This is a genomic window from Aquimarina sp. 433 (genome assembly GCF_054054605.1).
The window spans coordinates 95,445-116,178 of record NZ_JBSWZK010000001.1 but is presented as its reverse complement, the minus strand read 5'-3'; the positions used below and the strand labels follow the sequence as shown (position 1 = coordinate 116,178).

Annotated in this window: 12 protein-coding genes; 4 read left to right on the top strand and 8 right to left on the bottom strand. The window is 33.1% G+C overall.

What is annotated here, in order from left to right:
• Positions 1-27 precede the first annotated feature (27 nt).
• Positions 28-513, top strand: a complete 486-nt coding sequence (locus ACWNT5_RS00475) for a MerC domain-containing protein (RefSeq protein ID WP_299602894.1) — start codon at positions 28-30, stop codon at positions 511-513.
• Between the two features lie 183 nt (positions 514-696).
• Here ACWNT5_RS00475 and ACWNT5_RS00470 read toward each other — a convergent pair whose 3' ends face one another.
• The 5 genes from ACWNT5_RS00470 to ACWNT5_RS00450 all read right to left on the bottom strand — a co-directional run bounded on the left by ACWNT5_RS00470 (position 697) and on the right by ACWNT5_RS00450 (position 10,279).
• The gene (locus ACWNT5_RS00470; protein ID WP_456516294.1) at positions 697-2,595 is read right to left on the bottom strand and encodes a CBM96 family carbohydrate-binding protein; all 1,899 of its coding nucleotides are present in this window, start codon (positions 2,593-2,595) and stop codon (positions 697-699) included.
• Positions 2,596-3,321: 726 nt separating this feature from the next.
• Positions 3,322-3,825, bottom strand: a complete 504-nt coding sequence (locus tag ACWNT5_RS00465) for a hypothetical protein (RefSeq protein WP_456516293.1) — start codon at positions 3,823-3,825, stop codon at positions 3,322-3,324.
• Positions 3,826-4,145: 320 nt separating this feature from the next.
• The gene (locus ACWNT5_RS00460; protein ID WP_299602886.1) at positions 4,146-5,540 is read right to left on the bottom strand and encodes a sulfatase-like hydrolase/transferase; all 1,395 of its coding nucleotides are present in this window, start codon (positions 5,538-5,540) and stop codon (positions 4,146-4,148) included.
• 247 nt (positions 5,541-5,787) lie between these two features.
• Complete coding sequence (locus ACWNT5_RS00455) at positions 5,788-9,066, bottom strand: Ig-like domain-containing protein (RefSeq protein WP_456516292.1); 3,279 nt, start codon at positions 9,064-9,066, stop codon at positions 5,788-5,790.
• 166 nt (positions 9,067-9,232) lie between these two features.
• Positions 9,233-10,279 (bottom strand): aldose epimerase family protein, encoded by a 1,047-nt coding sequence (locus tag ACWNT5_RS00450; RefSeq protein WP_299602881.1) that lies wholly within the window; start codon positions 10,277-10,279, stop codon positions 9,233-9,235.
• Positions 10,280-10,550: 271 nt separating this feature from the next.
• Between ACWNT5_RS00450 and ACWNT5_RS00445 the strand changes: the two genes are divergently transcribed.
• The 3 genes from ACWNT5_RS00445 to ACWNT5_RS00435 all read left to right on the top strand — a co-directional run bounded on the left by ACWNT5_RS00445 (position 10,551) and on the right by ACWNT5_RS00435 (position 15,522).
• The gene (locus tag ACWNT5_RS00445; protein ID WP_456516291.1) at positions 10,551-12,209 is read left to right on the top strand and encodes a sulfatase; all 1,659 of its coding nucleotides are present in this window, start codon (positions 10,551-10,553) and stop codon (positions 12,207-12,209) included.
• 217 nt (positions 12,210-12,426) lie between these two features.
• Positions 12,427-13,572 (top strand): formylglycine-generating enzyme family protein, encoded by a 1,146-nt coding sequence (locus ACWNT5_RS00440; RefSeq protein ID WP_299602877.1) that lies wholly within the window; start codon positions 12,427-12,429, stop codon positions 13,570-13,572.
• 435 nt (positions 13,573-14,007) lie between these two features.
• On the top strand, positions 14,008-15,522 hold the full coding sequence (locus ACWNT5_RS00435; RefSeq protein WP_299602875.1) for a hypothetical protein: 1,515 nt from the start codon (positions 14,008-14,010) through the stop codon (positions 15,520-15,522).
• 120 nt (positions 15,523-15,642) lie between these two features.
• Here the strand turns inward: ACWNT5_RS00435 and ACWNT5_RS00430 are convergent, their stop codons facing one another.
• The 3 genes from ACWNT5_RS00430 to ACWNT5_RS00420 are packed head-to-tail and all read right to left on the bottom strand — an operon-like array spanning position 15,643 to position 20,635.
• Positions 15,643-17,220, bottom strand: a complete 1,578-nt coding sequence (locus ACWNT5_RS00430; RefSeq protein WP_456516290.1) for an MFS transporter — start codon at positions 17,218-17,220, stop codon at positions 15,643-15,645.
• A gap of 26 nt (positions 17,221-17,246) precedes the next feature.
• Positions 17,247-18,215, bottom strand: a complete 969-nt coding sequence (locus ACWNT5_RS00425; protein WP_299602871.1) for a family 16 glycosylhydrolase — start codon at positions 18,213-18,215, stop codon at positions 17,247-17,249.
• Positions 18,216-18,220: 5 nt separating this feature from the next.
• Positions 18,221-20,635: a hypothetical protein gene (locus ACWNT5_RS00420; protein WP_456516289.1), complete on the bottom strand. Its 2,415-nt coding sequence runs from the start codon at positions 20,633-20,635 to the stop codon at positions 18,221-18,223.
• Positions 20,636-20,734 lie beyond the last annotated feature (99 nt).

The window sequence follows — 20,734 nt, the reverse complement described above, 5'->3', positions numbered from 1 at the left end:
ACTTTTGCGACTTGGTTGCAATAATGTATGTTTGATTTGTGTGCATTCGCAGCTGAAAAGTCAACTTTTAAAGATATTCTTTGGACTTATTTATATATGTATCGAATCGAAAAAATAAACTATTCCGACTGGCTTGGAGTTACGACAAGTAGTCTTTGTGCAGTGCATTGTACATTAACTCCTTTGTTTTTTGCTACCAGACCAATTTTGGAGAGTACACTCGATAAGCATGGTCATGGAGCCGGTTTCTGGACATTACTGGATTATCTTTTTTTAGGGTTAAGTTTAATAGCGGTTTGGTATTCTGCTAGGAATACCACTCATAGAGTAATTAAATGGATTTTTTGGGCAGCATGGAGTGTTTTTACAATTGGACTTCTATCCGAGCTTTTCCATATATCATACGGAAAATGGTTGATGTATGTTGGATCTTTTACATTAATAGGAATGCATTTGTATAATCTTTTTAATGTTAAAAAAGTAAAGCATGAAAGTACTTCCAAAAAGTTGTAGCCCCTCTAGTATTGTCAATAAATACAGACAAGTTACATTTATTATAATTTTTAAATTCCTGAGTGTTTAAAATTCTAAACACTCAGGAATTTAGTTTTTATGGTATGTCGATTATGTTTACTCTTACCTTATTTAGTATGATAAATCAAGCTTTGCAGATACCTTTAATTCTTTTAGATCATTTTATTCTTTGATAAATAATGAACTTTTACCTGATACTTTAATTAAATATTGACCTGATGGTAATTCCGAGAGCTCTAACCTTTCCTCTTCATCAGATGCTATTATTGATTTTCTCTTTTTTCCTGAAAGATCATACACGATTATAGATTCTCCAGATTTTACTCCAGAAATAGTTAAAAAGTCGCTAGTAGGATTTGGAAAAATCGTTAAGTTTAAACTCTGAGTAAATCTTTTTTCACATTCTAATTCTAGAATTAATTTTGGAGGATTGGTATTTTCCTTTGAAGAAAAGGAAACGTCGTTTCCACCTTTTTGTTTTATAATAAGAGATATAGTCTTTCCTGGGGTGATATTGGATAGCGTCCATTGGTAGGACTTTTTTAATTTATAAAGCGTATTAAGAGACCCCAATTTTGTTTTTATATTCGGTTTATTAGTAGTAGAAAGAGTTGTTTCTTTCCAATTGTTTGAATCTCCTTGATAGACTTCGATCAATCCATTTCCACTATCCGAGGATACAGTAAGCTCTAGTTTAGCGCTTTTTACCTTTTGTTTTGTAGAAGAAGGAAACGAAAACTTAAGATAGGAAACTCTTCTACTATCTTCTACTCGAAGTTCTCTCTTGTTATATCGAGCAGTGCCTTGGAGATAAGCGTCTTCTGAAGCTTTTAAAACTAAAGCATTATTGCAATCTTCTTCTTCATTCTCATCTCCGCCAGTATTATTTGCGTCAGAACCATCTAATACTACAGGATAGAAAGTATCACCGATGGGAGCTTGGTTTCGTAATAATCGTGGTTCTGAATACTGATCAAAAACGAATACTTTATCATCACCACTAAAGCGTTCTGAATTTCCTCTTCCACGGGTTATATTATTAAAAACTATATTGTTTGGACCTGGTTTTTTATGTCCATATTTTGATCCACCAGAGGCAAAAGCTGCCCATGATCTCCATCTTAAACTGGTAATCGTATTGTTTTCTACTAGATTATAACCCTTGTCACCATTATGAAAATTAACATCTACTTCTATCTTACATTGAGTTACTACATTATACTTAGCATTTTGCTGAATAGTAAAATGTCTAATCCTTCTTACTTTCTCGTAGGCAAAAAGGTTATAATCTCCACGGATATCATAGTATCCATTACCTCCACCACCTTTATTGTAACAGGCGTCTATAGTATTATTTCTGCAGGTGATGTGATTTCCCCATATCTCTAGAGGATCTGAGCCAGAATTTTTAAACGTACAATTATCGATCCAGCAGTTTTTGGATTTGCGGGTCATTCGAACAAAAGAAACGTACATGTTTTTTTCTCCTGCGGGATCATTACTAAAACAACGACTCCCACAATAACGATTAAGATCTACATTGCGATCATCGAAAAGTGTTATGGATTTAGGAGGTATATATTCGAAAGTTAAATCCTCTAAACCAGATTTTTGGATATCATCAAATGTGAAGACTTGCTCATCATTGTCACGTCTTGATCTAACGGTAACTTCTAGTAATACTTCATTTTTGTTTTCACCTCTTAATATTACATTTGATTTTAGATGTATTGGACGATCTATTGAATAAGTTCCCTTTTTTAATAAAATAACACTAGGCGTTCCATTAGTCTCTATATCATCAATAGCGTCTTGGATGCCTTCAGAATCTGTTGGAGTTAATAAAATCTTTATGGGTAATGTATTTCTTAGTGGAATTCCACCCTCAACACCCGCTTTTTGCCATTCTCGCATAAACGGATATTTTGGATCATTTCTGGAATTATCGAATGTAACCGCAGGATCTCCGATAGATTTTTGGCTATAAATTTTTACAGTCGGTAGAATTAGTATTATGATGGCACATGCCAACATAACATAATGGAGATTAGTTTTTTTCATGAGTTAAGTTTTAAATGTTTAAGTGTAGTAGTTTTTGTTTCTCTTTCTATTGTTAGTTATTAAGAAATGAGAAAAACAGAGAAATGAAACAATGGTATTCGTAAGTTGTTTTACTACTTTTTATATAGTACAAACAAGTAGTTAACATCAGTACAGATATATTATTCAAAGACTTTTTTGAATATCAAGATGTAGAAAATAATTAATACCGTTTCTAAGATATAATGTCTGGAAAGAGTAAACTTCTAAAAATTAGAAGTCTGTAAAAATAATTCTTAAAATAATAAGCAGAAACGAAGATGGTCTGTTAATTGGGCAGTATCGTTTATATTCTATTGATATCAATCAAGTAGAAGATTTATATCATTTTATTGGATCATAAGCGTCTTGATGCGAATTATAATAAGAGTACTTTTTGATGTGAAATTTTTTGCGAGTTAAGTTCATTTTTTCGAATTTAAGAAGGTTAATAGGTTGGGAGGGAACCAATTTTTGATAGGTTTAAAATTAGTGTATTTGCCTTTTTATCAAATACATAAAATTATCCATCACTTGTTCTTTTTTAACCTCTTGTTTTTTATCTCTTAGAATGTAATGAAGATATGGTGTTCTAAATGTTTAGAATGAACTTATAAAATAATTAACGATTGAAACATGTTAATCGGGGAATGTAAGCGAATGATTTAAATTCCTGAGCATTTTCCGCTCAGGAATTAATGTGAGTCTTTATAACGCTTCTTGTATGTCTATAAGTAAAGAATAAGAAGGTACATAGTTTTGAACTTTTTCAAAATTTATAGTAGTTTTTGATTTCTTTTGTACTAATACGTTTTTGAAATAGCCTTTGCAGCTCCCATTTTCTGAAGTCTCTGTATAATTGGTTCCATAAATAACATCTACTCTGTGAATTCCTTCAGGGATGTTTTTTACTTTATGGAATTGAGAAGGCTTTAAGTGAACTGTTCTAATCGTTTCTGATGTTTTTGTGTTTACAATATAAATAAGAGCTTCAGTAATGTCATTGGTTTTGATTTTTAGGTAATTATCTAAGCCTTTATCATATTTTGATTGTTTATTAATACAGGTAGGTTCTGGATCAGATAAAGTAATGTTGTTTGCTATCTCGTTACCAATAGTTACACTATTAAATGCTAGTATTGCACATAAAAATGGTAACAGAAGTAAGGCTTTAATTTTTTTGATGGTTAGTTGATTACTTTTTTTAATCATGATTACATTTTTTAATTAATAAATAAATGGAGTAAATAATCGGACCAAAGATTTTACTAATGAAAAATAACTCCTCGTTAAACTAAATCCTTAGTTCTAAAAGACAAATATAACTAAATTTTTAGTTTGAACTAATTTTTTAGTTTAAAAAAATGAGCGATAATGTATTTTCGTAAATATTTTAATTGCTTATCTGAGGATAGGAGCAGCGTGAGATATAAACCTCCGTTAAGCTTATAAATAAAAAATCCATACTAGAATTAGTATGGATTTTATTTGGAGATATAAAGTATTGTTGGGAAAAATCGGTATTTGGTTCTTTAATCATTCGAACTTCCATTTCGATATTTATCCATACGATCGATATCATATTTTTCGAACTTTCTTTTTAGTAACCACAAGGGACGTTCTAGTGTTAGTTCCCATTCAAATATTTTTTTGAACATTGTTTTTACTTTTTCAGGGTAAACATTCACTAGATTCTTTTGTTCTGAGATATCATTAGATAGATCGTAGAGTTCTGCCAATCTATCGGGATATCGAATCAGTTTAAAATCACCTTCTCTTAATACAGCTCTAACATCTTTTTTCCAGTATAATTCTTTATGAGGTCTAGCTGTTTCCTTTTCATTTATAACAAAAGGAAGTAGATCAACGCCATCAATATCAGTAAGGTCTTTAATATTTCCTCCACCTGCTTTATAAAAGGTAGGTAATAAATCTAAAGTACTAACAGGATAATGATAGTGCTTGCCTCTTTTAATTTTATCTGGCCAGCTTAAAACAAAAGGTACTCTTAAACCTCCTTCTAAGTGATTTGATTTTGTCCCACTTAATGGCCTGTTATCAGAAGCATTTTTGTCGGTAGGTCCACCGTTATCATTAGAAAATACTACAATGGTATTTTGATCTAAACCAAGTTCCTTTAGTTTATCCAAAACTCTACCACAGGCTCTATCCATAGCTAGTGTCATTGCAGCAAGTTCCTTTCTTTTTCCGGTAAGATTAGGAAATTTTGCTAAGTCTCCTTTTGTTGCTTCCATTGGTGTATGTACAGCATTAAAAGATAACATCACGAAAAAGGGCTTATTTTTGTTAGCCTCAATAAAGTTTATAGTTTCATCTGCCAAAGCATCTGTTACATAGGTTTGAGGTTCTTCATAACTTCTAAAACCACGTTCTATTTTTTTGTCGTGATGAATGCCAGCTAAATTATCATATTTGAAATAGCTCCGGTCTCCACCTCTAAAACCATAGAACACATCGAATCCTCTTTTTAATGGATGATATCGATCTGCATCTCCTAGATGCCATTTTCCAAATAACGCATTGGTATATCCAAGTCTTTTCAAATAATCTGCCATGGTTACTTGATCCAAAGGTAATCCCATGTCGTCACCTAATAAAGCAGAGTTTTCGCTCATATATCCTGGCACGTTGATTTCTTCATATCCAAATCTTTGTTGATATTTCCCAGTGATAAGACCAGCTCTAGAAGGTCCACAAGTAGCGTCGGTTACATACCCTTGAGAAAAAACAACTCCTTTTTTTGCCAGTTTATCTAAGTTTGGTGTTTTCATGACCTTACTCCCTTGAAAACCAAAATCAGCGTACCCAGCGTCATCTGCAAAAAATAATATGATGTTTGGTTTTTTTTGCGCTTCGATCAATTGTATCGATAAAATGGCAATTAAAAAAAAGAACTTGTACTTCATGTAGCAATTATTAAATTTTGAAATTTACAACGTTTTTTGGTTTTGGTGATATGTAAAATGTTAACTTAAAAAAGTTCGACATAGCTTGTGTATAACCTGAAAGCTGTTGATTTTAGTATTTTTACAATTATTGGGAGCAAAATAAAAATAACGATGATTTGTAATGAAAATACTCGCTTCAGGTATGATTTCCTCTTCCAAAGAGAAAATGAACTTAGTTGAGTCACTATGCCGAACTTTTACAGAATTATTTAATTAATAGTCTTTTAGAAATAGTACGAGTACCGTTTTGTATTTTCAAAAAGTAAATACCTTCTTTCAATCTGCTCACATCTAGAACAACTTCATTTTCTGTAATTGATTGAGGTGTTAAAACGACACTACCAATCATACTAATAACGGTTACTTTTGTATTAGTTTCATCAAAATCATCCAATTCTATTGTTACAATATCTTCTGCAGGGTTTGGATATATCTCAATATTTGATTCATTAATTCGCGATGTTGTAGATTTAACAGGAACTAGTTTCCATTGGGTTCGATTATTAATCTCAGTATTAGGTCTTAGTTCTATTACACTATTGTTTTTATTTGTTTTAGGTCTTAGGTATTTCCCAGAAGCTCTATTACGTAAAAAAACAAAACTGTTATTAGAAGGTATTTCTTTCCATTGTGTCCATGCACCAGTAAATGTATTGGGTTGTTGCTCTAAAATGTTTCCATCCTCTCCGTTCGCTCCTTTTGGTCTAAAATATTTTTTTGTTTTAACATTTTGGAAATAGAACCAACCATTATCACCATTTACTTTTTTCCATTTCACCCAGTTACTAATATTACGTGCAGGAGATAACTTGATTTCCGAACCGTTTTGATTATTAACAGCTCTAAGCTTTTTACCTGTTGCTCTATGTACAATGAAAAACTCTCCTGTAGGGTTAGGAACGTCATCTGTAGGATTAACTATTACGCTTACGGATGCTTCAGTTTTTTCCGCTTCATCATCATAAGCGATCACTCTTATGTTTCGATTTCCTTCAGCAGCATTTGTATAGGTGAATTGATATGGAGCACTTGTTTTTGTATCTAACAGTTGATTGCCATCATAGAATTCTACTTTAGAAATACTTCCATCAGCATCTGAAGCTTCCGCTCTAATGATAATTTCATCTCCGAAATCGAATTGTTGATTAGCGTTAGGACTTGTAATTGTAAGTTCTGGAGGAGTGTTGTTATCAGCGTTAGTTTTGTTCCAAACTCTAATGTAATCAACATACATAGATTCAGGTAATTCTCCTAATTGCTGTCTTGCTCTCTCTGCTAAAGTCTGTAATCTTTGATTGTTTGGATAATCGCCTTGTGGATCAAATGAGGTAAATGCATTACCACCAAAGTCTACAAATGGTACTCTCATACCTAAAGACATAATTACTCGTAACGGCAATTTACCCCAATGTGTATTTTTCAAAGTTTTTCCAACTTTTTTACCATCTACAAAGAAATGAATTTCATCACGCGTAATTTCACAACCATAGGTATGCCAACCTTTGCGAGGATCAAAACCCAGAGGGTATTTGTTTAATTGCTCGTCAGGGTTTTGTTTCGGTCTTACCCATCTTCTTCCGTTACCATTTTTGAAAGCAATGTGTAGGTTAGATTCTGTGTCTTCTACACCATCCTGAACTCCATTATAAAAATCGTGTTGTTGTAATTCCTGGATATCAATCTCAGTATAAATTACACCATCTTCTGCAGGGTTGTTATCAAAGAATTTGCTGTACAACCAAAAGGCTGGACATAATCCTCTTGATTTATCAATACCACCATTAAAAGGATGTGGATCTGCATTGTCAATATCAGCTCCTCTAATAACAGCTTCAATATATCCTTCGAAATTTGGAGGCAATGATTGTTTAGACTGAAGACATCCTGCATTGTAGAATTTACCATTTACAGCAATGGATGTTCCATTAGGATTTACTCCATTGTATCGTGCTGTGATTTTAGCCGAACCTCTATTAAAATAATCTCCTCTGGATACATTAGAGCTATTAGTTAAATTCCAAGCCGCAATGTTGGGTAAGTTATTATTTTGTTCCCATTTTCCGGACCAATTGATACCACCGCTATTAAACTCATCAGACATGTCTTCTATTAAGGTAAATACATCATCAGGATTAGTAGTAATTAATGGTTGCCCGTTTGTTGGAGGATTATTATCTGTAGAATTAATAGTAATAATTACTGATTCTTCAGCTTTTTCTCCTTGATCATCATAAGCGATGACTCTTATATTTCTGTTTCCTTGGGGAGCTCCTGTATACGTAAATTCATAAGGAATAGCCGTTTTGGATCCTAATAATTGATTACCATCATAGAATTCTACTTTGGCGATACTTCCATCAGCATCAGAGGCTTCTGTAGTTATGATTACTTCTTCTCCTTGCTCGAATTGCTGATTTGAAGAAGGACTTGTAATTGCAAGTTCTGGAGGAGTATTTGTATTAGAACTTGTTTTGTTCCATACTCTTACATAATCAACATACATGGATTCAGGCAATTCTCCCAACTGTTTTCTAGCTCTTTCTGCAAGAGTTTTTAGACGTTGATTATTTGGATATTCTCCTTGTGGATCAAATGAAGTGAATGCATTTCCTCCGAAATCTACAAATGGTACTCTCATACCTAACGATAGAATTACTCGTAAAGGTAACTTACCCCAATGAGTGTTTTTTAAAGTTTTACCGACTTTTTTTCCATCTACAAAGAAATGAATTTCGTCACGTGTAATTTCGCATCCATAGGTATGCCAATCCTCACGAGGATCAAAGCCAAGAGGATATTTGTTTAATTGTTCATCAGGATTTTGTTTTGGTCTTACCCATCTTCTTCCGTTACCATTTTTAAAAGCGATATGTAAGTTAGATTCTGTGTCTTCAACACCATCCTGAACACCATCATAGAAATCATGTTGTTGTAACTCTTGTATATCGATTTCTGTGTAAACAACTCCTCCATCAGCAGGGTTGTTATCAAAGAATTTGCTGTATAACCAAAAGGCTGGACATAATCCTCTTGATTTATCAATACCGCCATTAAAAGGGTGTGGATCTGGATTGTCGATATCGGCTCCTCTAATAACAGCTTCAATATATCCTTCAAAATTAGGAGGCAATGATTGTTTAGATTGAAGACATCCGGCATTGTAAAATTTACCATTTACAGCAATGGATGTTCCATCAGGATTTACCCCATTATATCGTGCGGTAATTTTAGCAGAACCTCTATCGAAATAGTCTCCTTGTGATACGTTGGAGCTGTTGGTTAAATTCCATGCAGCAATGTTTGGGAGGTTATTATTTTGTTCCCATTTTCCAGACCAATTAATACCTCCAGTTTCAAATTCATCAGACATATCATCCACTAAGGTAAATACATCATTGGCATTAGTAGTTATTGCCGGTTGTTGCCCATATAATTGTAATATAAGCAGGCATAACAGCATCGTTGTAATAACATTTTTTTTCATTTTGTTGGTTGAGTTTGCGTTAAATATTAGCGCACAAATCTAAATCAACTATAACGTTATAGTGAGTTCCCAATTAACCAGTTATTACATTATTTTAACCCCTTTGTATTTTTGACTATTTTAATTGGTGTGAAGGAGTTTTTAAGTCTTCTATTGATTTAAAAAATTAATAAGTGTAGAATTTAAAAACAGTTTGACTTCTATATGGATCTTCTGGATACGTTATGCTTTTAGGGGCGTTATCCAGATTTGGAGCATTCGGATATCTATGAGTTTCACAACAGAATCCAGTAAATTTTCCATATTGATCTCCGTTTTCGCGTTTTAATTTATCCGAAATATAATATCCTGTATAAAATTGCATTCCTGGTTCTGTGGTGGAAATATCCAATGCTCTTTTGTTGGATGGGTGAAAAAAAGTAGCCACTTTATGAAGTAAAAAATTATTATCAAATAGATAATAATGGTCATATCCTTTTTCCAAAAACTTCATAGCATCTCCTAATAGTTTTTCTTCCCTAAAATCTCCAGGTTCTTGGTTTAATAAAATTTTATTTCCGTTTGCAATCCCAAAAGTATCTAGTTCTAAAATATGATCTGAATTAATCTGTACTTTATGATTAGCAATATCTTCTTTAAAACCAGATAGATTAAAATAGGTATGATTCGTTAAAGATATTGGAGTAGTTTTATCGGTTTCCGCATAGTAAGAAATGCTTAGTTCATTTATATTATTTAGCTCAAATCTCACTTCAATATTTAAGTTGCCTGGATATCCTTGCTCCAAATGATAACTTTTTAATTTCATTGTTACACAGGAGCTATTTTTATTAGCTTCATAGGATGCTTGCCATATTTTTTTATCAAATCCATTAGTTCCTCCATGTAAATGATTTCCTCTGTCGTTTTCTGGTAAGTTGTATATATTTCCTTCTAATTTGAAACTACTTTTTTCAATTCTAGAAGCGCATCTTCCTATAGTGGCTCCGAAATAAGGATTATTAATTAAATATTCTTCTGAGAAATAGTTTTTTACAGAGTCAAAACCGCAGGTTATTTCTTCCAGATTCCCTTTGTGATCCGGAGTGATGATCGAGGTTATGGTTGCGCCATAGTTTGTTATTTTAATAGAAACATTGTTGTCATTTGACATTTCAAATAAATAGATTTCTCTACCTTCTCTGAAACCAATTATGTTTTTTTCGATACGCATTTTGACTAGTTTAATTGTACTTTAGAAAAATTGACGTTTAAATAATATCTCGAAGATGTATATCGGTAATAATTTTAATCTACAACTGTAGCTTAATATTTGTTTTTTCAATGATACTAGGAATACTAATTAGATCGGATTAAAGAGTTAACTTAATGCAGTTAAAGGTTAATTTATGAGCTTTGGGGTCTATCGGCAATAATTACCTTCGTTGGATGTATTATTTTGAATATAAATTTTTCAAAAGAAAAACCACACAAAATGTTTATTCATGAGATTACTTCATCTTATCATAATATTAGTACTACTTATTAGTTGTAAACAAAAAGAAACTGTAGAAAAAGATATCCAACAAAATACAAGGCCGAATATTTTGTTTATCGCGATAGATGATCTTCGTCCAGAACTTGGGTGTTATGGATCTGATATTGCTATTACACCAAATATAGACGCTTTAGCTGCTAATGGATTACGTTTTAATAAGGCTTATACACAACAGGCTATTTGCAGTCCTTCTAGAGCAAGTCTGATGACAGGTGCTAGACCAGAGACGATTGGTGTCATAGAAAATTATGCCTATTTCAGGGATTTAAATCCTGATATCGTTACATTACCACAACATTTTAAAAACAATGGATATGAAACTATTCAAATAGGTAAGATTTATCATAAACCATCATTTAGTGACGCTAAACTTTCTTGGAGTAAGGAACCTGCAACGGAAAGAATGAAGTTTAAAAGAGAAATAACACCTGGAGGTTTTGCGCTTTTTGAAAACCAAAAAATGTATCAGGAAAACAAAGCTGATATGATTGCAAAATACGGTAAAGATGCTGCTAGTAAGGGTCTAGGAAAAGGACCAGCATATGAAAAAGCTGATGTTCCGGATTATTTTTATGAAGATGGGTATAATGCCTTATTAGCGACAGAAACCCTTGAAGAATTGAAGGGAAAAAGTCATGAAAAACCTTTCTTTTTGGGAGTTGGTTTTAAAAAGCCTCACTTAGATTGGTTGGCTCCCAAAAAATATTGGGATATGTATGACCCAGAAAAAATTAAACTTTCTGCACAGACTAAAGGTCCTGAAAATGGTGCAGAGATGGGATTACATCCATCATTCGAATTACGAGTGAGAAGTGGTATCCCTAAAAAAGGAAAGATTAATGACTCGTTAGCCCGAGTATTAAAGCATGCATATCTAAGTTCTGTTACCTATATCGACGCTCAAGTAGGTAAAGTAATTCAAACTTTAGAAGAACTAGGCTTAAGAGAAAACACTATTATTTTGCTATGGAGTGATCATGGATGGCATTTGGGAGAGATGGGAATTTGGGGTAAAGCTACCAATTATGAAATATCCACACGAGTTCCTATGATTATAAGTTCACCTAATATGCTAGATAGTAGTAAGGGGAGATCCACGGAAGCATTGGTAGAGTTAGTAGATATGTACCCCACCCTTGTGGAGTTAGCAGGTTTAGAAAATCCCGAACATCTAGAAGGACAGAGTTTTGTTCCACTAATAAATAATCCTAACAGATCATGGAAAAAAGCAGCCTTTAGTCAGTTTCCTTCTCCAGCTTTACGAGAATGGGCTGCCAATCCACTATCGCAAGGTATGAGAGAAACATATTTTGGTCCTTTGATTATTGATGTAGAGGAACGTATTAAAAAACAACAAAAAGAAAAATGGGATAGAACACTATTTGAGGAGAATCTTATGGGGTATTCTATGAGAACTCAAAAGTACCGATTAATCGCATGGAAGGATTACAAGGACAAGAATAAAGCTCCAATATTCGTGGAATTGTATGATCATATAAATGATCCTGAAGAAACCATGAATATCGCTATGGAAAACCCAGAAACTGTTTCAGTACTATTAAAGCAACTGGAAGCAGGGTGGAAAGGAAACCAAGCTAATGAATGATGAAGGGTAAAAACATCGAACGAACATCTCTGATAATTTGAAATAGATCCATACATTTGAGAGCTAAATTGAAGTTTTGATATAGAAATATGAAACTACAATTGTTTGATATTCAAAAAATCAAATATGAAATAAACCATGATAATAAGGTAATATCCATAGAAATGATTATTGGTGAATTCCATCTGACAATTGAAGAAAAATAAAATATAAACAGATGAAATTGAAATTATTTTTTGGTCTAATATGTATGTCTCTTTTATTTGTGTGTCTTCAAACAAGCTGTAAAAGAAAGACAAAAGATTCTGATATAGACCGTTCTTCAGAGATAAAAAATCAAACAGATGATTATCAACATCTAGATTTAATTACCGATTTGCCTGAAAATGTTACCATTCCTAAAGGAATGAAGTGGATTCCTGGAGGAATTTTTTATCAAGGTGCGGTAGATAGCGATATAATGGCAATGAATCATGAAAAACCTAGACATAAAGTTGCTATACACGGTTTTTTTATGGATTCTGTAGAGGTTACTAATGCCCAATTTAAAAAGTTCGTCGAAGAAACTGGATATATAACACTTGCCGAACGACCAGTGGATTGGGAGGAATTGAAACTACAATTGCCTCCAAATACTCCAAAACCTCACGATTCTGTTTTACAGCCTGGTTCTCTAGTATTTAAAAAAACAAAATCATCGGTTACAAATTTTAGGAATTATTCTCAATGGTGGTATTGGAAAATTGGAGCGAACTGGAAACATCCGTCTGGTCCTAATAGTTCTATTGATGGTAAAGACAAACATCCAGTGGTACATATTGCTTTAGAAGATGCACAAGCATATTGCGAATGGGCGAACAGACGCTTACCTACAGAAGCTGAATGGGAGTATGCTGCGCGAGGTGGAAAGGAGAATATGATTTTTTTCTGGGGAAATGATAAATCAAAGTTAACAGCGTATGCAAATACTTGGACAGGAGAATTTCCTGTTTACAATGATCGTGCTGATGGGGCAGAACATCTAATGGAAGCAGGGAAGTATCCTTCTAATGAATATGGTTTATATGATATGGCAGGGAATGTCTGGGAATGGACAGAAGATTGGTATAATACTGAATATTACAAGAGTTTTGGCGATCAAGATCTTTCGATTAACCCGAAAGGAGCTATAAAACCTTTAAATCCTTCGAATCCCTATGCTTCTGAAAAAGTTATAAGAGGTGGATCTTTTCTATGTAGTGATTCCTATTGCGCTAGTTATAGATTATCAGCAAGAATGAATGCTGCTCCAGATTCTTCTACAGATCACATAGGATTTAGAACTGTGGTTAGTATAGATCAACTTTTGTCTGGAACAAATTAGTAAAGTTCTATGTGGATATATCATAAAACACCTTACTAGAGACATTAATAGTTATAGTTTTATTGATATTTTTATAACGTTTTTAATTGTTTTTTAACGGTTGAATTATCAACTTCTCAAAGAAAGATAAGATAGTGCTTGCTTGAGGTAAATGAATTTCATTAGCTGTTACATTTTTGAAATAATTTTACACAATAATTAATTGCAATGTCGACTTGCTCAAAATCTTATTTAACACAAACTTATATTAACTAAAGTCGTAAGTACAGAAAAAACTTTTCATAGCAAAGTGTAGAGAATGTACAATTCTTAACACTGATTACTTTCCTTGTTTATAAATGATCATATTTAAAAACTTGATTTTCAAATTAATATGAATTTGAAATAGACAATCTATGCTTTGTTTAAAGATTTGCGACACAAAATTTTGAAATGATGAATATCAAATCAATTATACAAAAAACTTGCTTTTTAATTATCTTTTTAGGACTCGCTAGTTGTTCATTTGATAATATAGAAGAATACGAATCTCAAGAAACTATTAGTCAAGATTTAGATGGAGATAAAAGTCCGCCAAATTTTAATTCAGGAAATTTTTATACACCTCCACCACCGAATATAAAAAGAGTGCGATTTGATGGTAGTACGAGTGCAGAACTAAATCTTTTTATCAATCGAAATAAAAAAGACGGAGCAATTATAGAAATTCCACGGAACACTTATACTTGGGGTAAAGTTGTACTGAAATCCAATATACATTTAGAAATTGCTGCTGGTACCATTATTAAACCAGATATGAATAGGGGAGCTATTTTTAATATTGGAGCAAGTAAAAATGGTGCTCGTCTAGAGAATGTTAGTATCGTTGGTAAAGGAGGTAGATTTACCATAGATATGTGTGATGCTAGATTTACGAACCAATTTATAGCGGCAGCCCGAGTTGGGAGGGTAGACAATTTTAAATTATCACGTTTTAATATTAAAGATCGTAGAAGTATTTTAAACTCAATTCTTATGATCCATGTTTCTGGTGCATCTGAAAGAAAACCTGGAGCTAAAAATGGAATCATTGAAAACATAAGTCAAACCGGTTCTCATACAGGTTATGGGTTAGTTCAGACCTACAATTGCAGTAATATATTATTTAAAAACCTTCGATGTGAAGGAGGAATTACATTACGATTAGAGACAGATGATAGATCCATGAAAAATGATGTTAAAAATGGAACAAAAGATGGAGGTGTGGAAGATATTTTTGCAGATGGTATTCATAATAGTAGAGGTTTGTCTTCTTTGATGTTGTCTCCTCATTTTGCACAGAATGGAAAAGTGAAGGCTAGACGAATTACCAGTACAAGTTCTGGTTTTACTATTAGATATGACGAAGGAACACTAGCTATTTTTGATTCACAAAGAGCATTTCCTCTTACAGATGCAGGAAGAACGCAGTTCCAAGATTTCGTAAAAGCTCAGTTTGCAGGATTTACCGGTAGAGCTTTTAGAGAAAATGCTTTTAAACGTAATAATGGCACACAATGGGCAGTGAATTTATCACCAGAAATTTTAGATTATCCTAATAGATCGGGTTATATCACCAGTCAAATAGGAAATTTGAAAGCTGGGAAGTTTGAAAATCCAACTGCAAGTAAAGTGGTAGCTAATTATGGAACCAAAGCTAAGCTAAAACAAAAGCACTTAAAGTTTGTTCCTTGCAATCAGTGGAATAAGATGACAGATCCAGGAGCCAGCTATGGGTTATTTAAAGGATTTGAATACATAGGTCCTTCTGCTGGAATAAGTATAGGTGATGGAGTGAGAATAACTGGACAGAAATGGAATAATTTTCCAGATGGATTTATTCAGAATGTAAATGATAGTACACAACCTAAATGTGCTAATAGCCCAAGTAGTATTCAAGCAGCTACAGGAAACTATCCAGATTGTAATTAAAGTAGAGTTTATGTAAATGACAAAAAGGCTGTTTAAAAAATTTAGACAGCCTTTTTTATTACTGGAATATTCTGAACTATATCAAAAATACTTTCATAAAACTTGAATAATAGAACAAGTTTAAGATGATGATGACTTTCTTTGCAGTTTACTATGAATTTCTTCTAAGGTCATATTTTTGGTTTCTGGTAAAAATTTATAGAGAATAATCAAACCTATACATACGATAACGGCATAAAATATGAAGATGGTGCTAGCTCCCATATTGCTTAGTTGCCATGGAAAAAAGAATTGTACTAACGCACTTACCGTGCTAGATACTAAAGCAAATAATGGTATTGCAATTCCACGCAAATGTATTGGGAAAATTTCTGAAAACAATACCCACATAATAGGACCAATCGAAAAATTGAAGGCAGCTACAAAACTTAAAATACCTAATAATATTAACAGTACGTTTAAGTGTGCAGATTCTTTTAATAAACTACCCGAATTATCACGTGCAGCAGCTACACCTATAACTTCTTTGATAGCTTCTTTGAATTCGATATCACTAGTATATTCTTTTCCAATTAATACTTGTAATTTTTCTGTTTCCGGAATGTTACCCATTTTAGCTACCGACTCTTCTGTAATCGTATATGTTGCCTGATTAAAACCGTAAGCACACATTCCTAAACTTATAATAATCCAACAGAGACCACCAATAACCAAAGGACGTCTTCCAATTCTATCAATTAACACTAAAGAAAAAATGGTGGCTAATAGTCCTATAATACCTAGCCATATAGCACTAGCAAATGCGCCATCGGTTCCTAATCCAAGCTGCTCGAACATCGTAGAGGCATACGTCATAATCGCATTTATACCTGTGGACTGCTGCACTATGGCCAAAGTAAGACCAATGATTAAAATGACTCTCATAGGCTTACCAAAAATCTCTGATAATTGAGATCCTACAGATCTGTTTGTATTAGAAATAGCTACACTTTCTTTCATTTCAATAACATGACTTTCGATTTCTTCTGCTTGGTATACTTTTAATAAAGACTTTTTTGCTTCTTCGATTCTATTTTTATAAATCAACCAAGCAGGGCTTTTTGGAATTTTAAATAATAATACAAACCACAACAAGGCTGGGATAATTTCAATACCTAGCATCCAACGCCATCCTGTTTCATTTAACTGTATGGTCTGCACCCATTCAGCGTCTGAAGACATTTGTTGTAAAATCCAATAATTGATAAAATATGCTGCAGAGAATCCTATTCCTATATTAATTTGCAGCATAGAGACCAATTTACCTCTCTGATCTGCTGGTGCAATTTCTCCCATATACATGGATGCCAATGTTATAGAACTAAAGGCTAAACCTCCTAAAAATCGAGCAGCAAAAAGGGTAGTAAAAGAAGTTGCCAAAGCCGATCCAATAGCAGAAATGATATAAAGCAAGGCTATTATCTGTAAGGTGGTTTTTCTTCCGTATTTATTGCTAGACCATGCTGATAAGGGTAACGCAATTAACACTCCTAATCCAGGTCCAAAACCTATGGCGCCTACTTCCCATTCATTTAAATTAAATTCTGAAGTAATAAACTTAAATCCTCCTGAGATAAGTGCGGCATCCAAACCAAACACAAATCCTCCTAATGCCACAATTGTCGCATAGATATAAGCATTTCTTTTTTGCTTACTCATAATTAGTTTTTTGTAAAAAGTTTTATTTATTCTCGTTTTTGCCAAACGCGAACATAATCTATTTTATAATCCACAATTCCGTCCTCTTTCTGATTTGCAGGACTGTTTGCTTCTAATTCTTCTTTACTTTTAGGATATCCATGCCAATGAAAAATCTCCATATCTAACCACAAATGTATAGGAACGGTAGCTACATATCCTTTATAATTTTTATCAACTTCTCTATTGGCTATTGCCCAATCCGTTACTTGTGCTGCACTGACTTTAGAAATTAACTTTCCGTCGACATAATAGGTAATTCCTTTTTCATTCCATTCAAAACCATAGACATGAAAATCTTCAGCCATTCTAAAACCAAGATCTTTATGCTCTGTATAGGTAGGTTTTCCCTTTAGATGTTTCCAATCACGAATAGACCACCATAATTCACTATCTAGATGTTGTTTTTCTGGTCCAATTCCATCACCAAAGGACTCGAAAAAATCCATTTCTATCTTATTACCTGTGGACCAAAATGCACTGGTAACCTGAGTATCTGCTGATTTACTCCGAATTTCAATATATCCGTATTTAAATTCTCGTCTACCAATAAAACAGGCGGTGGTAATATTTTCATAAGGCATGGGATCACCAAAAAAAGGAACTCGTATTTCATCACTAAAAGGGAAGTTAGGTTCCCATCGTATTTCAAGGTTTAAAATACCATCCTCTAAACGATAATTTCGACCAGAAAACTGCGAAGGAGCTCTTCCTTTCCAAACCTTTTTGTTGGGTTTGTCAGGGTGTTTATAAAATGGTTTTCCATCTTTAAACTTCCCGACGATATACCACTTTTCTTCGTCAATTTCCGTGTCGTTAAATTCATCACTTACCTCAGTATTTAATGACCAATTCCCCTTATTTTCCAGATCAGATAATGGAAATACAGTTTGATTTTGGGCATAAATACTGTAAGTTAAACCTACCCATAAAACACTAAGTACTTTTGTTTTCATTGATCTTATTTGCTTTCTGAGATATGTAAAAGCAACACTCCCTTAGAAGAGAGTTTAAAGTTCGCATCTAATTCCTGACCATTAAGCATATTTTTTATACTGAAAAAAGTATTGTTATCATCACTAATTTTTAAATCAGAGGTGGTTTTTCCTAGATTGATAATCGTCATGATATATCCTTCTCCCTTCGGATTTTCTATAATTCTCCATGTACAAGTTTTGTTATTCGTGCCATTATTTTCAGAAAGTTTGATGTTAGATATTTTATCAGTAACCGAAATCATGGCTAATTTTTTAAAACTATCAAGATTGTTTTCTTCTGTATAAATAAGTTTTCCAGTACCTGAGGATAATTGCTTGTTGCGTAACTGCCCATATTCGTTTTTTGATAAACTGTTTGAACTGTCTATAATAATAGTTCCTCCTTGGTCTAAATAGCTTTGTAGCGCATCAAATTCTTTGTCGGTTACAAATTCAGTTTTGTAGACAGCTATAACATCCCAGTTAGAGTGATCTTGTTTTGTAATGATCTTTTCAGTGGCAAAACCAATTGCTAACCCTTCGAAGTACAAAGATTCATATAATTCAGAATGTTCTGTCATATGATGTTTTTTATTGATAGCCGATGTTTCGGAATGGAATAGTCGTAATGGTCTTCTTTGATCTCGTAATGCTAGTATTTCTTCAGAAAAACTATTTAAATCATACATCACCTGAGAAACTTCATTTACTACATGAGGCTGCATATTTGCAGAACCCGCATAAGAACCTGCTAATGCTGGATCAAAAAAGTTTAGTTCTCCTTCTAATCGATCTTCTGGAGAACCATCTGCATCTCGCGCCCAAAACCAGGACATACTAGCATCCATTCCATGTAATGTTGCTAACCAAAAACTACTACGCACATAATCAATTGGAGTATCTAATTCTCTCCATCCTGAGGTGGATAAAAAATGCCCCTCAGAATTGATATGAATTTTGTTAGGAGAAACAGATTCCTGGAAATCATATGAATGTGCCAATTCACTCCAGTAGTAGGCATATTTTTCTTCCCACTTTTCTGGTTTTTTAGATCTATAATTTCTTCCTCCAGTAATTTTAGCATCGTCACCGATCATAGAAGTTAATTCTGTTAAGGCCTCGTAATCGATTCCATGAGAACGATAATCATCTACAAACAGTTTTGCCATGATTTTTATATGCGTATCAGCCTCAGGGTTTACGGATCGTAATTCATTTTGTAAAAAAGTAAACCACTCAATTCCTCTATCCATATTATATCGACACCAATCATACCATAATGGAGTGCCACGTTTTGCTTTATCCATTGGAATTTCGACTGTAATTTCTTCAAAACTATTGAAATTACTTTCCCAATTCGTATTTAGTGTTTTGATGTCATTCTTATATTTTTCTGAAAGCCAACTTCTAAATTTATTTAGTGTATAGCTAGAAATTGAATTCATTTCAAGGAATTTGTATGTCCAATGTCCTTTTTCGGAAAACCAATGAGGTTCGTTAGATAAAATATATCCTAGGTCGGTTACTTTTTTACCTTTAGTAACTTCTCCGGTTTTTTTTATGACTTTACTCCAAACTTCTCTTAACAGCGGATTGTCAACATCAAATCCTGTAAATAATGATCTACCTTTTTCAATTTCTGGTTCTTTTTTCTTCATCCAATCAGGAACTCCCATGTTCCAGAGTAGTAGGAAACCAATGTTTGTATCTGGAACTTCAGTGATATAGCTCAATAACTTTTCATCAAAAGTTCCATCTTCATTAAGCATATAGGGGTTACTTGGTCTATCCTTATTTACTTCGTATAAATGACTCCCAGTATGATAAATTGCTCCTAAATGATCATTATAAATATTGGTATCTGTCAATGGCGCTCCAACAGTTTTAGAAAAGTAATCATGCAAAAAAATGGGTCTACCTTTATTTACTAACCTGTTGTCTTCTACTGTAATATTTTGCCAATCTATTTTTTGAGCTGCCTTTCTTGTTATAGTACCATCTAAAAGGTCATTCAAATTTTTAATTCCAATATCTAATATTTCAATTACCTTTTTTCTTTCAAAATCAGGCAATTCATCGGCTAGTTTTACTTTGTCGGTTTCATATTTTTCATAATACCCAAAAAGTTTTTCTACCTCATCATTATTAGTTTCATCCCAATTAGCAAACTTTAGAAATTCTTTAGCAAACCACAAAGTTGTTTCTTCTCGAGTAACATCTATTGCTTTGCTTTTGGCTTTATCCATTAACTTTTCGAGTATTTCTATTTTACTCACTGCTTCTTTTTCATATGTGATTTCCTGTTGCTTACAATTGGAAAAAGAGATTAGTAAAATAAAGAGCGCGTATTTTGTTAAGGCTTTAGGTATTGTTGGTATAAGTATTCTGAAATATGGCACTTTATAGTTGTTTGGCTGTTATGGGAAATAGTTCTTTTAAGAAAAAAAAATCTAAACAAGTTTAATTAATTTTCTATTGTTAAAAATAATGACAGAAAC

Bases quoted from the DNA above. Each gene is read 5' to 3' on its own strand.
- ACWNT5_RS00440 (WP_299602877.1), top strand. From the start codon at position 12,427: ATGAAATTGAAATTATTTTTTGGTCTAATATGTATGTCTCTTTTATTT.
- ACWNT5_RS00450 (WP_299602881.1), bottom strand. From the start codon at position 10,279: ATGCGTATCGAAAAAAACATAATTGGTTTCAGAGAAGGTAGAGAAATC.
- ACWNT5_RS00455 (WP_456516292.1), bottom strand. From the start codon at position 9,066: ATGAAAAAAAATGTTATTACAACGATGCTGTTATGCCTGCTTATATTA.
- ACWNT5_RS00430 (WP_456516290.1), bottom strand. From the start codon at position 17,220: ATGAGTAAGCAAAAAAGAAATGCTTATATCTATGCGACAATTGTGGCA.
- ACWNT5_RS00470 (WP_456516294.1), bottom strand. From the start codon at position 2,595: ATGAAAAAAACTAATCTCCATTATGTTATGTTGGCATGTGCCATCATA.
- ACWNT5_RS00460 (WP_299602886.1), bottom strand. From the start codon at position 5,540: ATGAAGTACAAGTTCTTTTTTTTAATTGCCATTTTATCGATACAATTG.
- ACWNT5_RS00465 (WP_456516293.1), bottom strand. From the start codon at position 3,825: ATGATTAAAAAAAGTAATCAACTAACCATCAAAAAAATTAAAGCCTTA.
- ACWNT5_RS00435 (WP_299602875.1), top strand. From the start codon at position 14,008: ATGAATATCAAATCAATTATACAAAAAACTTGCTTTTTAATTATCTTT.
- ACWNT5_RS00445 (WP_456516291.1), top strand. From the start codon at position 10,551: ATGAGATTACTTCATCTTATCATAATATTAGTACTACTTATTAGTTGT.
- ACWNT5_RS00425 (WP_299602871.1), bottom strand. From the start codon at position 18,215: ATGAAAACAAAAGTACTTAGTGTTTTATGGGTAGGTTTAACTTACAGT.
- ACWNT5_RS00475 (WP_299602894.1), top strand. From the start codon at position 28: ATGTTTGATTTGTGTGCATTCGCAGCTGAAAAGTCAACTTTTAAAGAT.